Genomic DNA, 15,305 nt, shown 5'->3' on the forward strand with positions numbered 1-15,305 from the left:
TCTTCTAAACGTTGAATTTCTCAGGACCGGTTGTGCGATCCCGCCAAGCTTGCTTCTTGAATTGGATGGTATTGAAATTAGAGCATCGCTCTAACCCGGCGTCTGCCCCGTAATCCATGGACACGACGTTTCGCGCACTTGATCAACAGGGCTTTTTATTCATTCGTGCGCTCGCGCATCGCTAACGATCGGCCTTTCGTTCGAGGTCGGGCGAGTACGGGTCCAGCAGCGACACGACGATCTTGCGCTCGCCTTCGAACGGGTTGCGGCCATGCGCGAAGCGCATGTTGTCGACGAGCAGGACGTCGCCTCGCTGCCATGGAAACGTGATCGCGCATTCGCGGAACGCGTTGCGGATCTGCTCGATGTCGGCGAGATCGAATGGACTCCCGTCGCCATAGCAGGCATTGCGCGGAATTCGATCCTCGCCGAACAGGCTGACGATCGAACTGGCGAGCGATGCATCCAGGTTCGAGATATGGAATAGATGGGCCTGATTGAAGAATATCCGGTCGCCGGTGACCGGATGGCACGCCACGCCCTGGCTGATCTGCGCGGTGCGTAACGTGTCGTCGTCGAGCCATTCGTGCTCGATGCCGTTGTCTGCGCAGAAGGCGGCAACCTGGCTGCGGTCGCGGGTCTGGAAGACGGTTTCCCACGGAATGTCGACGTGCCGCCGGTAGTGCCGGACATAGCGGACCTGCTTCGCCTCGAAGTCGTCCAGGATGCGCGGTCCGATTCTGCGGCTGACCTCCCGCATGTCGGCAATCGGCGTTTCGCCGCCGGTCGTGGCCGGAGCGAGGCAACAGAATGCAACGCGCAGCGGCCAGCTTCGTTGATACGCGTTTTCGCAATGCAGTGCGATCGTCTCGCTCGGCGGATACTCGGTGGCGGTGAATATGCCATTGCCGATCGAGGTGCGCGGCGTGGAGCGATAGACGTAGTCGGACTGATGGGCCGAAATCGCGTGCGCAAACGCTTCGAAGTCACCGACGGATGAAACGTCGAAGCCACGAAACAGGAGCGCACCCTGTTCCAGAAGCCGGGATTCGAGTTCCTGCCGGTTGTCGTTCACCGCCCGCACAATATCGCGCCCGCTCGATATAGGCTCCAGCAGCCACGGAGAGCTCCCCTCGGCAAGCAGCTTGCGTTCCGTCATGCCCAGCATCGTCACGAGTCCTTTTCTGAACGTGGATCACGGCGAAACCGAACGAATCGGTCTGCGTGGTCGCGCCGCGGTGCGGCTATGCACGGCATGCCGTTTCCACGGCATGCTCGAAGCGATTGAGAATTTCGTCGATATCCGCTTCCGAAACGATCAGCGGCGGCAGGAACCGGAGTACCGCGCCGTTGCGGCCGCCGGTTTCGATGATGAGCCCGTTTCGCAGGCAGTTCAGCTTGATGGTTCTTGCCAGTTCTGCATGGGTCGGAGCGGGTTGGCCATGTGTGCCGGGCATGACGACTTCAGCGCCGATCATCAGGCCGCGGCCACGTATCTGGCCCAGGCAGGGGAAGCGCTCGGCAAGCCCTTCGAGGCCGGCAACCAGGCGTTTGCCGACTCGGTCCGCGTGCGCCGAGAGATCCTCTCGTTCGACGATGCGCATGGTCGACAAGCCGGCCACCATCGCAATCTGGTTGCCTCGAAAGGTGCCGGCGTGCGCGCCGGGCGGCCAGGTGTCCAGACGCTCGTCATAGACCACCACCGATAATGGATAGCCGCCGCCGAATGCCTTCGACAACACCAGTACGTCCGGCCGGATGCCGGAATGTTCGATGGCGAACAGGGCGCCGGTTCGACCGAGTCCGGTCTGCACTTCATCGACGATCAACGGGATTTCATGCCGCAGCGTCAGGGCACGCAACTCGATCAGCCAGGCGTCGGAAGCGGGGATGCAGCCCCCTTCGCCCTGCACGACTTCGACAATGACGGCCGCCGGTTTCGTTATCCCGCTCTCGGGATCGGACAGGACGGTCCGAATATAGTTGATGCTGAGTTGATCGGTCGCCGAGCCGTCGGTGCCGAACGGGCAGCGAAACGCGTACGGATAAGGCAGGAAATGAACGTCACGTCCATTGCCGCCGGCCGATTTGGGCGTGAGATTTCCCGACGCGGCGAGTGCGCCGGCCGTCATGCCGTGGTAGGCGCCGTGGAACGCCATGATCGTCGAGCGGCCCGTGTGGTGCTTGGTCAGCTTGACAGCCGCTTCGACGCCATCTGCTCCACTGGGACTGCAAAACTGGATCTTGCCGGATTCGGCGATCTTCCGGGGCAGGAGCGAGAACAGCTGCTCGACGAACGCGTGCTTTGCCGGCGTCGCCAGGTCGAGTGCCTGTTGCATCTGACCGGACGACAGAAACCGCATGACGGCCTCGTTGACTTCCGGGTGATTGTGTCCGAGCGCGAGCGTACCGGCATTTGACAGACAGTCGATGTATTCCTGCCCGTCGGAGTCGCGTACGCGTATGCCTTCGGCATGGGTAAACAGCCGCGGGAAGGAGTTTGCGTAGGTTCGCGCCTTCGATTCGACGTGCTTCAGATACTCGAGTTTTTCCATGCGCGGAGATCCGGCTTGCGAGGCGGATTGATGGACACTGGCGCACGAGAATCGCTTCATCCTGGCCAATGGCGTAACGGTACGGCCAGATTGGAGCATGTCCGCGAAATCGCGTCTGTCACGTAAAAATGGGACACCGGCAATGCGACGTCACTACGTCATGCCGTCGCCTCCCTATCATTGAAGTGTGGTTTCCGTCTGCGGCGTCAAGCCGGCATGATCGAGCAGAAATAGTCGATGGTCCGCCGGAGCCCCGCTTCGAGCCCGACCGTCGGCTCCCAGTCGAGGTGGGCGCGTGCGAGGCCGATATCGGGGCAACGTTGCGTCGGATCATCCTTCGGCAGCGGACGGAATACGAGCCGCGACTTCGAGCCGGTCAGGCGCAAGATGACCTGAGCAAGTTCGCTGACCGCGATCTCGTGCGGATTGCCGAGATTGATCGGGCCGGTGAGGTCCGCGGGCGTCGCCATCATCCGGATCAAACCGTCGACCATATCGTCGACATAGCAGAACGCTCGGGTCTGGCTGCCGTCGCCATACAGCGTGATGTCCTCGCCGCGCAGCGCCTGCACGATGAAATTGGAAACCACGCGGCCGTCGTTGGGATGCATGCGCGGCCCGTACGTGTTGAAGATGCGTACCACCTTGATTCCCACGTTCTGCTGGCGGTGATAGTCGAAGAACAGGGTCTCCGCGCAACGTTTTCCTTCGTCGTAGCAGGCGCGCGGCCCGAGCGGGTTGACGTTGCCCCGGTAACTCTCCGGTTGCGGATGCACATCGGGGTCGCCGTACACTTCGCTCGTCGAGGTTTGCAGAACGCGTGCATGCGTGCGCTTGGCGAGCCCCAGCATGTTGATCGCGCCCATCACACTGGTCTTGGTGGTCTGCACGGGATCGAATTGATAGTGGACTGGCGAAGCCGGGCAGGCGAGGTTGTAAATCTCGTCCACCTCCACGTACAACGGAAAGGTCACGTCGTGGCGCAGCGCCTCGAAGCTCGGGTTGCCGAGCAACGCAGCCACGTTCTGCTTCGTGCCGGTGAAATAATTGTCGACGCACAATACGTCGTGACCGAGTTCGACCAGACGTTCGCAAAGATGCGAACCGAGGAAACCCGCGCCACCTGTTACGAGGATTCGCTTTCGATTACGTTGCACAATGGCACTCCAAGTATCGCGCGCAGGGAGGCGCAGCGCGGCCTCCAGGCATGCTTGACCGGCCCGCGGCTCCGGCACGGAAACCGACAAGGCGCGCGAGGCGCTTCATTCGACGATCACGACAACGATCGGCCCGTCATGCTTGCAGTGCGCTCAGCGCAACGTGTGCCGGGCGCCGCAGGCGCGCCGCGATGATGCCGGCCATCGTCCGCATTTCGCTTCTCAAGAAGAAATGATCTCCTTCGATGACGTGAAAATCGAAGCGCCCGGTCGTCTCGGCGCCCCAGCCTGCAACGGAATCAACGGGGGCGTATTCATCCGCCCGGCCCGCGAACGCGGTGATGTCCACCGCCAGCCGGCGCCCGGGCACGGGCCGGTAGTTTTCGATCATCGTGAAATCCGCGCGCAGCGCCGGCATCAGCAGCGCCATCATTTCACTGTTGTCCAGCACCGGCTTCGGTGTGCCGCCCATCTCGCGCAGTGCATCGATGAAGGCACGGTCGTCCAGCGCCTGCATGCGTCGAACGGGACGCGCGTTGCCCGGTGCGGCGCGTCCGCTCACGAACAGATGTCGCAGGTTCGCTCGCGCCTGGGCGGGAAGCCGCAGCGCCAGTTCGACGGCAATAGCTGCGCCCATGCTGTGTCCGAGCAGTGCGAAGGGACGATCGAAGCAGTGGCCCAGGTCGCACAGCAGCGCGTCGATCAGCGCCGACATGTCTCGTGCGGCAGGCTCGGACAGGCGGCTGCCTCGGCCTGCAAGTTCATGACGGTGCACTTCGATACCGGGCAACAAGGCTTGCAGAGCACGATAAGCGGCGGCCGAGCCGCCTGCATACGGAAAACAGATCAGACGCATGCGAGCGGGTACTCGAGCAGCTGATGTGCGACTGGCGCATCGGAGATCGCGCGGCGGAAATTCACGTGTTCGGCGTTTTTCACCATTCAAGTTCCAGTCATTGTTGCCATGGCGACGCAATGGCAATCTTCACTTGGAGAGAAGCGGGCGCGACAGCCAGGCGCGTCTCGTTTCATACTCCAATAGCCGGTTCGCCATGGCCGTACAAGGGCAGGGCGTCAAGCACACCGGAAGTCATGGAAGCATGATTTGCTTCATGACAATTCAAGGTGCGCGCCGCTCGGATTCGGAATGCGTCCGATCCGGTTCGGCATGAGTTAAACATGAGACCGCGTGGATGTATGTCGTAGGAAAAGGGGACGCGTGGGGGCGAAAATGTCGCCCCCTGATGGCATGCCCTGATTCAGATGTTCATTTGCCGGTCATTTATGTCTGCCGGCGTTTTGTCGGAACCAGACGAACATCCTTGCTGATAAGCTGGAGCACACTTGGCGGAGCGAACGCATGAAGCCGGCGGGTATTTATGCTTCTGTAACGATCGGCAACGAGCAAATTGACCTGCTTCCGGTTTTAGTCCGGACTGCAGTTGGCGTCCGAGGTTAAAAGCGGTGGCTTCGGGTCGATCCGCAATAGGCTGGATGGAAAATCACTGCCCGATCAACGACGGCAGTTTCATGGCTAGAAAGTCGATGAGCATGCGTACTGCCGGCAATAGCCCGCGCCGAGTCGGAAAGACGAGGTGTACGAGGCCGAGTGGCGCATTCCATTGCGGCAGCACATGTTCGAGCGTGCCGTCCGCCAGGTCGGCACGAACCACGTTTTCAGGCAGCTTGGCAATTCCCAGTCCCGCGAGCGCTGCGGTGCGTAATACGGCAAAGTCGTGGCAGCGTATCCGTGGTGCGATCTCGATTCGCACCAGCTCGCCATCCAATCCGCATAGTTCCCAAGTCGGATGATCGGACTCACTGTCGACAGCCAGCGTGTCGTGTTCGGCAAGTTTCGATGCTACGGCGGGACGGCCCGCTCGATCCAGATACTCTGGACTGGCAACCAATAGCTCCCGTGCTTCGCCGAAGCTGCGCATGACAAGTCCATCTTCGCCGGTGGGTTTGGCACGCACACGCAATGCGATGTCGAAACCCTCTTCCAGCACGTCGACCTGACGGTTGCTCACGTGGATTTGCAGTCGAACGGCAGGGTGCTGATGCATAAACTCCGGCAGGATCCCGGCGAGCATCGTTCGCGCCATGGGTACCGGGCAACTCAGACGTACCACGCCGCGGGGCTCGGCGCGCGCCACCTCGACCACCTGCAAGGCCGCGTCGGCTTCCGCCAGCATTGCCATCGCATGACGATGGACATCACGCCCGACATCGGTGACCACGAACCGCCGTGTGGAGCGCTGCAGCAGCCGGACATTGAGTGTGGTTTCCAGGCTGGCCACGTGGCGGGAGAGACGGGATTTGGGAATGCCCAGCGCGCGAGCCGCTTTTGCATAACCGCCGTGCTCGACGACCTGAGTGAAGTAGTAGAACGCTTCCAGCGGCTGCATGATATGCGCCCATTAAAACCAAATATGGAACAGGATGTCTCAAATGCATCGGATTTTCAATCATCGTTCTATTTTGTAACCTGATTCGTATCCCCATTAACCGGGGCGCGCAATGAAGGGTTGGCATCAGGTGACGGCCTGCACGTGCCGACGTTTCATCTCAAGGCCATGCAAAAGGAGAACATCGATGATTGCTGTAACAGGTGCCAGTGGCCAGCTCGGCCATCTCGTCATCCATCAATTGCTGCAAAAGGTCTCGCCGGATCAGGTGGTGGCGCTGGTTCGCGACCCCGCCAAGGCTGCCGATCTTCGTGCGCTCGGTGTGACCTTGCGCCAGGCCGATTACGATGATCCGGCGTCGCTTCGGGACGCTTTCCAAGGCATCGAGAGGGTTCTGCTGATTTCGTCGACGGTGCCTGGGCAACGACTCCGGCAACACAAGGCCGTGATTGATACTGCCCGTGAAGCCGGTGTGCAATTCATTGCGTATACCAGCATGCTTCGCACCGACAGCTCGCGGAGCATACTCGCCGGGGAACACCTGGCTACCGAAAATCACCTGATCGCATCCGGTATCGATTACGTTCTTTTGCGAAATGGTTGGTACATCGAGAACCATACGGCGGCACTCCCGATGGCCGTCGAACAGGGCGGATTGATCGCGAGTTCCGGTTCCGGGCGTTTCGCCTCGGCATCCCGGGTCGACTACGCTGCCGCCGCCGTTGCCGTGCTCACGCAGTCAGGGCACTCGAAAAGGATCTATGAGCTCGCCGGCGATACGGCGTATACGATGGACGATTTGGCCGCTGCAGTATCTGCAAGGCTCAACCGCACGATTGCGTATCGCGATCTTGCGCCGATGGAATACGAGGCGGCCCTGCTTGAAACGGGATTGCCCGGGATGATCGTTGACGTGATCATCGACGCCGACGCGATCGCTTTGAAGGGCGACCTGGATAGTACTTCCCGTGAGCTTTCCAGGCTGATCGGACGGCCGACCACGACGTTGGCGGAGGCCGTTCAGTCAGCACTTCCTTTGTAAGTAAAAGAAGTCGGGCGACAGGCGCAGATTCCCCGAATGGGTGTCCGCGCCTGTTGCACTGATTGCAAGGCTGACGGTAAAGCGCGCCGGAAGTACCGGGATGGCGCGGCCCCACCCTCTGTACGGGCACCACTTCTCGTGACGCCAGGCACGGCGCTACATACACCCTCAAGGTCCGGAGCCCCGGGATAGGGTTCGATCTGGCCTCATGCCGGGGAAACTACGTAGAAATCACTCCCGCGGCGGAAAGCATTCAGAAGGGGACATTTTTTATACTGCCTGACATTCCGATGCCAGCCGTCCGCGGCAGCTTCGCGATGCTCAGGCGCCTTTATGAGAGAAGTCGAGCTGGCAGGCGGCCGTGGCATTCCTCACTGTCGTCATCTCCGGTGACGGTTCACGCTGGTCGGGTTGGATCCCGGTCCTTACTGCTAGCCGGGACCGTCGCTGGCGGCCGCGAGAAGCGGCACGACCAGATCGCTGATCGGCGTCGGAATTCCGTGAGATCGTCCGTATCGCTGCACAACGCCATTCCGGCAGTCCCATTCGAGGGGACGGTTACCCTGCCGGTCGGCAAGAATAGACGTACCCAAATCGGGCGGATAGCGATGGAACCCTTCGACGATCTCCTGCGGCACGTCGTCGCCCAGCTTCGCGCCTTCCGCGCGGGCCACCTCGAGGCATTCCCGCAGGTAGGCGAGTGACAGCTCGGTGATGTCGCTACGCGAGAACATGCCGGCGCGGCGACCGGTCAGCACCATGAGTCCCGCCACTGCGTTCTGCAAAAGCTTTCGCCATGCGAGCGAGGTGAAATCCTCCGCAACCTCGACCAGGCATCGTGTGCCGCGCAAAGCCGAGACCACCACGCTGCTCGCCGGTGTATCGGGCAGGGTAAGCCTAGGGTCGCCTCGCAGCCACACTGACGAGCCCGATTCGCGTTGCGCTGGAAACCAGACTACCGACGGCACGACTGCAGCGCCGGCTGCATACGGTGCGAAGGCGGCTTTTTGCTCGACGCCATTTTGCAGTACGCAGACAACAGTCTTCGCATCGCAAAGCGCGGAGACCCAGGGTGCCGCGCTCGCCACCTGCGTCGACTTGACCGCAACGAACACCAGATCAAACCTTTCCTTGACCGCTTGCGGATCGATCATGACAGGCCCGGGCACGACGATCTCGCCACCATCAAAGCGCAACACCAGCCGCTCGTGCGTCGAGCGGCCGCAGATCGCCGGCGTACGACCGGCTTCATGAAGCGCTGCGGCTACGGTTGTTCCGATTGCGCCCGGACCGACAAGGGCAACGGTTGGGTAGTCAGACTTTGTCATCGTGTTCATCCTGTTTAGTCATCTGCCAGATGCGGGCGCAGTACGAGGGCGAGCGGAAAAATGGCCAAGGCAGTCAACGCGGTGGCGTACGTTGCGCCATGCACACCGATGCTGTCGCCTAGGAACCCATAGAGAACAGGCGATATCGCGCCCGAGGCGATCGTCCCCGTGTAGAACATTGCGAATGCGCGCTCGGTGCGCTCGGGCGCGGACATCTCCGGAACGGTTCCGTACAGCACAGAGGACGTGCCGTTGAGCATCATGCCCAGAATCGGCAGCAGCACCATGCTGGCCCCCAACGGGAGATACATCACCGCCACGATACACGCAGCTGTACCGCCCTCCGTGAGCAGTACCGTACGCACCACGCCCATGCGCGCACCAAGCCAGCCACAAATGAACTTGCCGGCGGCACCGCCAATGAAAACAAGTGCGAGGGCCGTTCCCACCAATTGAGGCGAGACGCCCTTTGCCTTGAGCAGGAACGGCAAAAAGGTAAGCAGTCCCATGCGTACGGCCGTATCGAGCACGCCGATGGAAAACAGGGCGGAGAATCCGCTTCCCCACGTGCCGCTGCGTTGAGCGGACGCTTGCTCTTTTTCCGTCGTCTTCCCGGCGCCGCGTGGCACTGCGGGAAACGAGAAGGCGATGACTGCGGCAACGACGCAGCCCAATCCAGAAACGATCCAGAGCGCGTGACGCCAGGGCATCATGGTCACGAGCAGCGAAATGGCTGCCGGCAGCGCGGATTTCCCCAGATCGCCGGAAAAGTTGTAAATGCTCAGCGGACCTCTCGCGTCACGTCCATAGGTGCGGGAGATGGCGCCCGATGCGATCGGATGCTGCGTGCTGGATCCGCTGCCCGAAATCGCCAGCGCCACGCACAAACCGAGCAGGCCACCCGACATGCCCGCGATCGCATAGCCGAGCGCTGCGAGCAGCGTGCCGATTGCGAGGGTGGCGCGACTGCCCAGACGTTGTGCGAGACGCCCCGCAGGCAACTGCAGCGTCGCCATCGTGCCGGCATAGATGCCGCGCAGGATAGCCAACGCGGCAAAGTCGAGGCCGAAGTCCGACTGCCACACGGGTAGCAACGCGTAGATCATGTCCGTATAGCCATCGTGCATGGCGTGCGCAACGCACGACAGCCACAGCACGCGTGGCCGCGATGGCGCAGTCTCCCGCATAAGGGGAGGGGAAAAAACTGGCGGGCGCATCGTCATTTTCTCCGTGCGAGTGGTTAGCGGAAGCCGCTCGCGGTGTTGCTTTCAGGCTCGACGCGTAGATTTTATGACCGAGGCACCCGCCATTTCAATTGAGCTAAAATCGCGTCATTGGAGAGAAAAAGTCACGTCATGACCGGAAGCCGAGATGCCGCGAAGTACCGGGACGAGTTGCCCCCGCTCAATGCGCTGCGCGCTTTCGATGCGGTCGCGAGGCACGGCAGCTTCGCGGGTGCTGCGGCGGAACTCTATGTCACCCACTGGGCCGTCGGAAAACAGATCAGGCTGCTCGAGGACTGGTTCGGCCTGCCGTTGTTCGACCGTCGCCCGCGCGGTGTCGTGCTGACCGACGAAGGGGCGGCCTTGCTGAGCGACGTCAGCAATGCGTTCGAGCGGCTCGGTACCGCGGTGGTGCGGCTGCGCCACAACACATTCACGCACCGGATATCAGGCGTCGTGCGGGTGAATGTGCCGATGAGTTTTGCACTGTGCTGGCTGCTGCCACGGCTCGCCGATTTCCATATGCGGTACCCCGACATTGACGTCAGGGTGTCGACGACATCGCGCAAGCTGCGCTATGTCGCCGACGCTTTCGATATCGGTGTTCGCTCCGGTCCGGAGCAAGGCGCGGGCGTCTTGTCGCGCCCGTTGATGCCCGACCTGCGCGTGCCGGCCTGCAACCCCGTGTTGCTGCGTCAGCATCCGATACAGAGCGTGGCCGACCTGCGCCATCACACGCTGCTGCATTCAGCCACGACGCGCTCAGCCTGGTCGAACTGGTTGAAGGAAGCGGGCGCTTCCGATCTGCGGGCGGCGCGCCATGTCGAATTCGATCACGTGAATCTTCAGTTGGGTGCGGCCATCGAGGGTCTGGGTGTGGCGCTGGCCTCGCAGCCGCTGATCAGGCGCGATCTCGCCGAGGGGCGCCTCGTGTGTCCCATCGCATCCCCTGCCTGGCGTGCTGACGACTACACACTGGTGACGAACGCCGATCGTGTCGACGATGCCGCTGTGTCCGCATTCGAGCAATGGATGGATGAGATGGCGAGCCAAGAGGCCGGCTAGGCTCGCGGATCAGACCAGGCAGCACACCTTCGACCCGCGATACGCTGATTCGCGCGTACATGGCGGGCGCGATCCTCGCGCTCGCAGCCGCCTTCGCGGTCAGCATCACGATCAACACCGGTAACGCACTGGCTGGTTCGCTGCTGTTTCCGGTGGGATTCTGCATGCTGTACCTGCTCGGCCTCGACCTGCTCACCGGCGTCTTCACGCTCGCGCCGCTCGCTGTGATCGACCGCCGGCCCGGCGCGACCTGGGGTGGCGTGTTCCGCAACTGGACGCTGGTGTTCTTCGGCAATTTCGCTGGCGCGCTGACGGTCGCGCTGTTCATGGCGATCGTCTTCACATTCGGCTTTTCGGAAGCGCCGAACGCAATCGGACAGAAGATCGGCGGCATCGGCGAAGCACGCACGCTCGGTTATGCGGCGCACGGCGCCGCCGGCATGCTCACGCTGTTCGTGCGCGGCGTGATGTGCAACTGGATGGTGTCGACCGGCGTGGTCGCCGCGATGATGTCGACGTCCGTACCCGGCAAGGTGATCGCGACGTGGATGCCGATCCTCGAGTTCTTCTACATGGGTTTCGAGCACTCGGTCGTGAACAGGTTCCTGTTCCCGTCCGGCCTGATGCTCGGCGCCCACTTCACGATCGTCGACTATCTGCTGTGGAACGAGATCCCGACGGTACTCGGCAACTTGGTCGGTGGGCTGGTGTTCGTCGGCGCGGCGCTGTACAGCACGCACTACAAGACCGCACCGAAACGCGCGCCCGCTTCGCCGATGGGTGCCGTCGCGCGCAAGGCCTGATCGCGCTGCGCAAGCCGCAACCGAACGCCGGCGAGGCGCTGAAACGCGCACCGGGGGGCGTGCGACCTTCACGCCGGCGGATGCGCCGGGGCTGATCTACGACGCGAGATTTTTGTCCACGGCTGGCGACACCTGAAAAACTCATTTTGTTAAGACTTCTCAGCCCGGCCTTGCGTCGCGGGCAGGAGCAGGGGCACGGGCATCTCCGCTAGCGGAACGCCCGCATCTGCCCCGTCATCATCTGCAGCATCTTGTTGGCGGCCACCGACAGCTTGCGGCCCACACGCGTGACCATGTGCGCCTCGGCGTTCTCGAGGATCGGATGCGCGATCTCGATCGCGAACAGCTCCCTGGCCTGCAGTTCGGCCGTGACCGCGAAGGCCGGCATCACTGCGATGCCGAGTCCCGATTTCACGAATTCCTTCAGGATCGCGAATGAATTGGTGGTGACGATCGGCGCGAGCCGTACGCGCTCGGCATATTCCACGGCCTCCATCATCTGTCGCGTGCCGTAGGACGGGTGAGTGGCCGCCAGCGGGTAGGTGGCGAGCTGCTGCACCGTCAGCACCTTGTGGCTGCGGCGCGGGAAATCGGGGCCGACGATCGCCATCATCGGCTGCCGCTTCGACGCGCGCGACACCAGCTTGGGCTCGGCGGGCGGGTTGTAGACCAGGCCGATCTCGCCCTCGTCGTTCGAGATTTTGCGAATCACGTCGTTGGTGCTGCCCACGTCGAGATTGACACGGATCCCGGGGAACTGCCGGCAGAACTGCTGCATTGGCCCGGCCAGCAGGTCGGAGACGAAGCCTTCGCCGAGCACCAGGCTGACCTCGCCGATTTTGAGCCCGCGCAGTTCCTGCAAACGCGAGATCAGGTCGTCGCGGTGCGCGAGCTGCTCGCGGAAATACTCGATCACGCAGCGTCCCGCCTCGGTGGGCGTCACGCCGCGCGCGTGGCGCTCCATCAAGGTGGCGTCGAGCTCCTTCTCCAGCAGCCCGATCTGGCGGCTCACGGCCGAGGGCGCCACGTCGAGCCAGTCCGCCGCGGCGCGGATCGTGCCGCAGCGCACGGCCTCGTAGAAATAGACGATCCGGCTGTCGGTAAGGGTATCGGTCATGATCCGAGCGTTCTAAAAAAGAGAACAATCTCAATATTGGCGTTGATTGATTATACGGGTCGCCGGACCGAACATCGTTGGCATGCAAGGCAGGCGCAAGCTGGCGCGCGGGCCTCGAACCAACAGCTATCAGGAGTCGTCGGATGAAAACGGTGGGCGTGATCGGTCTGGGCAACATGGGGCGCGGCATGGCGGGTTCGCTGCGGCGCGGCGACTACACGGTGCTCGGTTACGACGCGGCGCCCGGCGTGGCGCTCGCGCTGGCCGGGCAGGCGGTGTTGTCGGCGCGCGATTCGGTGGCCGAGATCGCGCGCGACGCCGACGTGCTGCTGCTGTCGCTGCCGACCTCGGCGGTGGTCGAGGCGGTGGTGCTGGGCGCGGGCGGCGTGCTCGAGAACGCGAGGCCGGGCAGCATCGTGATCGACACCACCACGGCCGATCCGGACAGCACGCGGCGCGTGGCGGCGGCCCTGGCCGAGCGCGGCATCGGCTTCGTCGACGGCCCGGTGAGCGGCGGCCCGAAGGGCGCGGCCACCGCCACCATGACCATGGTGCTGGGCGGCTCGGACAGCGATATCGCGGCCATCGAGCCGATCCTCGCGGTGATCAGCGCCAAGCGCGTGCATGTGGGCCCGGTGGGCGCCGGCCACGTCACCAAGCTGCTCAACAATCTGCTGACCGGCGTGCACTTGCTGGCCGCCAGCGAGGCGGTGCGCACCGCGCGCGCGGCCGGTGTCGATCCGGAAAAGCTGGTCGACGCGCTCAACGGCGGCTCCGGCCGCAACAGCGCGACGCTGACCAACTATCCGACGTGGATCTTCAACGGCAAGTTCGACTCCGGTTTCACCATGAAGCTGATGCGCAAGGACGTGCGGCTCGCGCTGGGCCTGCTCGACCAGTTCGACAGCGTCGCGCCGGTGGCGCGCGAGGCGGCGCGCGTGTGGGCCTCCAGCGAGGGTTCCGTCGCCGACGCCGAGGACTTCAACCGCATCGTCGACTTCCTCGACCCTGCCTGAGGCCGGGCAGCGCGCGCCACGATCCCGCTCGACCCACCTACCTGTACGGAAACCTGACATGACCCAGTACGCAGACCAGTTGCTTGCCGCCTTCGCGCATTTCTTCCCCGGTGCCGCCACGATCGGCTCGTATGTCGACGGCGAACTCGTCGCCGGCCAGGGCGACACGATCCAGCTTTACGATGCGGCGACGGGCGAGGCCACGCTCGCCTATCGCGACGCCGGCGCAGCCGTGATCGACCATGCCGCCGAAAGCGCGCGCCGCGCACAGCGCGAATGGTGGGCGCTCACGCATGCCGCGCGCGGCCGCGTGATGCAGGAGGTGGCGCGCGCGATCCGCGCCGAGGCCGAGGCGATTGCGCGGCTGGAGGCGCTGGGCTCGGGCAAGCCGATCCGCGACTGTCGGGGCGAGGTGGCCAAGGTCGCCGAGATGTTCGAGTACTACGCGGGCTGGACCGACAAGTTCTACGGCAGCGTGATCCCGGTGCCGACCTCGCATCTCAACTACACGCGCCGCGAGCCGGCCGGCGTGGTGCTGCAGATCACGCCGTGGAATGCGCCGGTGTTCACCTGCGGCTGGCAGGTGGCGCCCGCGGTGGCGATGGGCAACGGCGTGCTGCTCAAGCCCTCGGAGCTGACGCCCTTTACCTCGCTGGCGGTCGCCAGGCTCGGCGAGCGAGCCGGACTGCCGCGCGGCCTGGTCAACGTGCTGGCCGGCTTCGGTCACACCGCCGGGCAGGCCGCGATCGCGCATCGCGTAGTGAGCAAGGTGGTGTTCGTCGGCTCGCCGGCCACCGGCGCGCGCATCGCCGAGGCCGCCGCGCGCCGCGTGCTGCCGTGCGTGCTGGAGCTGGGCGGCAAGTCGGCCAATATCGTGTTCGCCGATGCCGACCTCAAGCGCGCCGCGCTGACCGCCCAGGCGGCGATCTTCGCCGGTGCGGGCCAGAGCTGTGTGGCCGGCTCGCGTCTGCTGGTACAGCGCGCCGTCTACGACGAATTCGTCGCGATGGTGGCTGCGGGCGCGAAGAAGATCCGTGTCGGCGCACCGCTCGACGAGGCGACCGAGGTGGGCCCGATCAACAATCGCAAACAGTACGACCACGTGATGTCGATGATCGCGAACGGCGTGGCGGCGGGCGCCACGCTCGCCAGCGGCTCGGCCGAGCGTGTCGAGGCGGGCCGCGGCGGCTACTTCGTCGCGCCCACCGTGCTGGCAGGCGTGTCGAACGCGATGGCGGTGGCGCGCACCGAGATCTTCGGGCCGGTGGTGGCCGCCATCCCGTTCGACACCGAGGAGGAGGCGATCGCGATCGCCAACGACACCGACTTCGGCCTGGCCGGCGCGGCGTGGACCACCGACGTGGCGCGCGCGCATCGCATGGCTGCGCAGGTGAATGCCGGCACCTTCTGGGTCAACGGCTACAAGACCATCAACGTGGCCTCTCCGTTCGGCGGCTACGGCATGAGCGGCTACGGTCGCTCGAGCGGGGTCGAGGCGCTGTACGAATACACGCAGACCAAGAGCGTGTGGGTCGAGACGGCCGAAGCGCCGCCCACCGCGTTCGGTTATCTGTAACCACCGGCCCGCATT

12 protein-coding genes and 1 pseudogene are annotated in these 15,305 nt (G+C 63.6%); 5 read left to right on the plus strand and 8 right to left on the minus strand.

Going from position 1 to position 15,305, the window contains the following annotated elements; translation table 11 throughout:
* Positions 1-181: 181 nt before the first annotated feature.
* The 5 genes from G3N64_RS17005 to G3N64_RS17025 form a co-directional block, all read right to left on the minus strand.
* Positions 182-1,168, minus strand: a complete 987-nt coding sequence (locus G3N64_RS17005) for a TauD/TfdA family dioxygenase (RefSeq protein ID WP_205785000.1) — start codon at positions 1,166-1,168, stop codon at positions 182-184.
* A gap of 76 nt (positions 1,169-1,244) precedes the next feature.
* Entirely contained in the window at positions 1,245-2,555 is a 1,311-nt protein-coding gene (locus G3N64_RS17010) for a diaminobutyrate--2-oxoglutarate transaminase family protein (RefSeq protein ID WP_205784972.1), read from the minus strand.
* A 206-nt stretch (positions 2,556-2,761) separates the two neighbouring features.
* Positions 2,762-3,712: a UDP-glucuronic acid decarboxylase family protein gene (locus G3N64_RS17015; protein WP_205785001.1), complete on the minus strand. Its 951-nt coding sequence runs from the start codon at positions 3,710-3,712 to the stop codon at positions 2,762-2,764.
* Positions 3,713-3,848: 136 nt separating this feature from the next.
* On the minus strand, positions 3,849-4,568 hold the full coding sequence (locus tag G3N64_RS17020) for an alpha/beta fold hydrolase (RefSeq protein WP_205784973.1): 720 nt from the start codon (positions 4,566-4,568) through the stop codon (positions 3,849-3,851).
* A 646-nt stretch (positions 4,569-5,214) separates the two neighbouring features.
* Positions 5,215-6,120: a LysR substrate-binding domain-containing protein gene (locus tag G3N64_RS17025; protein WP_205784974.1), complete on the minus strand. Its 906-nt coding sequence runs from the start codon at positions 6,118-6,120 to the stop codon at positions 5,215-5,217.
* Between the two features lie 187 nt (positions 6,121-6,307).
* Here G3N64_RS17025 and G3N64_RS17030 point away from each other — a divergent pair, with 187 nt between their 5' ends.
* Positions 6,308-7,162, plus strand: coding sequence for an SDR family oxidoreductase (locus G3N64_RS17030; protein WP_205784975.1), 855 nt, complete (start codon positions 6,308-6,310; stop codon positions 7,160-7,162).
* 431 nt (positions 7,163-7,593) lie between these two features.
* On the opposite strand, the gene G3N64_RS17035 is transcribed toward G3N64_RS17030, so the two are convergent.
* Both G3N64_RS17035 and G3N64_RS17040 read right to left on the minus strand, forming a co-directional pair.
* On the minus strand, positions 7,594-8,490 hold the full coding sequence (locus tag G3N64_RS17035) for an oxidoreductase (protein WP_205785002.1): 897 nt from the start codon (positions 8,488-8,490) through the stop codon (positions 7,594-7,596).
* A gap of 14 nt (positions 8,491-8,504) precedes the next feature.
* Positions 8,505-9,707 (minus strand): MFS transporter, encoded by a 1,203-nt coding sequence (locus G3N64_RS17040; RefSeq protein WP_205785003.1) that lies wholly within the window; start codon positions 9,705-9,707, stop codon positions 8,505-8,507.
* A gap of 138 nt (positions 9,708-9,845) precedes the next feature.
* Between G3N64_RS17040 and gcvA the strand changes: the two genes are divergently transcribed.
* Together gcvA and G3N64_RS17050 are read left to right on the plus strand one after the other, a co-directional pair.
* Positions 9,846-10,778 (plus strand): transcriptional regulator GcvA, encoded by a 933-nt coding sequence (gene gcvA, locus G3N64_RS17045; RefSeq protein ID WP_205784976.1) that lies wholly within the window; start codon positions 9,846-9,848, stop codon positions 10,776-10,778.
* Positions 10,779-10,807: 29 nt separating this feature from the next.
* A pseudogene (locus tag G3N64_RS17050) lies at positions 10,808-11,581 on the plus strand (formate/nitrite transporter family protein); the annotation flags it as partial.
* A gap of 208 nt (positions 11,582-11,789) precedes the next feature.
* Here the strand turns inward: G3N64_RS17050 and G3N64_RS17055 are convergent.
* Positions 11,790-12,698, minus strand: coding sequence for a LysR family transcriptional regulator (locus G3N64_RS17055; protein WP_205784977.1), 909 nt, complete (start codon positions 12,696-12,698; stop codon positions 11,790-11,792).
* A gap of 128 nt (positions 12,699-12,826) precedes the next feature.
* Here G3N64_RS17055 and G3N64_RS17060 point away from each other — a divergent pair, with 128 nt between their 5' ends.
* Together G3N64_RS17060 and G3N64_RS17065 are read left to right on the plus strand one after the other, a co-directional pair.
* Positions 12,827-13,714, plus strand: a complete 888-nt coding sequence (locus G3N64_RS17060; RefSeq protein ID WP_346778821.1) for an NAD(P)-dependent oxidoreductase — start codon at positions 12,827-12,829, stop codon at positions 13,712-13,714.
* A 58-nt stretch (positions 13,715-13,772) separates the two neighbouring features.
* Positions 13,773-15,290, plus strand: coding sequence for an aldehyde dehydrogenase family protein (locus tag G3N64_RS17065; RefSeq protein ID WP_205784979.1), 1,518 nt, complete (start codon positions 13,773-13,775; stop codon positions 15,288-15,290).
* The last annotated feature ends 15 nt before the right edge of the window (positions 15,291-15,305 follow it).

The organism is Burkholderia sp. Ac-20344 (assembly GCF_017104975.1).
Classification (GTDB): domain Bacteria; phylum Pseudomonadota; class Gammaproteobacteria; order Burkholderiales; family Burkholderiaceae; genus Burkholderia.